Origin of the sequence: Citrobacter sp. TBCS-14 (assembly GCF_005280805.1) — a bacterium.
Classification (GTDB): Bacteria; Pseudomonadota; Gammaproteobacteria; order Enterobacterales; family Enterobacteriaceae; genus Citrobacter; species Citrobacter gillenii.
The window spans coordinates 1-610 of sequence record NZ_SZWM01000265.1 but is presented as its reverse complement, the minus strand read 5'-3'; the positions used below and the strand labels follow the sequence as shown (position 1 = coordinate 610).

Annotated in this window: 1 protein-coding gene; it reads left to right on the top strand. The window is 54.2% G+C overall.

Annotated features, from left to right (window positions below; translation table 11 throughout):
• A partial coding sequence (locus FDX22_RS12415) for a DUF3053 domain-containing protein (protein ID WP_146717269.1) occupies positions 1–610 on the top strand: 610 nt, incomplete at both ends.

Below are 610 nucleotides of genomic sequence, written 5' to 3'. Positions count from 1 at the left end.
GCAGAATACTGCAATGCGTAGCGGAGAGCGTTTACCGACGCTGACTGCCGATCAGAAAAAACAGTTTGGCCCGTTTGTGTCCGATTACGCGATTCTTTATGGCTATTCACAGCAGGTTAATCAGGCAATGGACTCCGGTCTGCGCCCGGTTGTTGATAGCGTAAATGCAATCCGTGTTCCTCAGGATTATATGACTCAGCGTGAACCGCTGCGTCAGGCAAATGGAGCGCTGGGTGTGTTAGGACAACAGNCAAATGGAGCGCTGGGTGTGTTAGGACAACAGTTGCAGAATGCGAAGCTACAGGCAGATGCTGCCCATGGCGCGCTGAAGCAGGGTGATGACCTGAAACCTGTCTTTGATCAGGTTTACAGCAAAGTCGTGACCGCACCGGCAGAGGCGTTACAGCCGCTGATCCCAGCCGCGCAAGTTTTCACGCAGCAGTTGGTGCAGGTAGGCGATTTTATCGCGCAGCAGGATACGCAGGTGAGCTTTGTCGCCAACGGCATCCAGTTCCCAACCTCACAACAGGCCAGTCAGTACAATACGCTGATTGGCCCGCTGGCGGCGCAGCATCAGGCATTTAATCAGGCATGGACTGCTGCGGTGAAT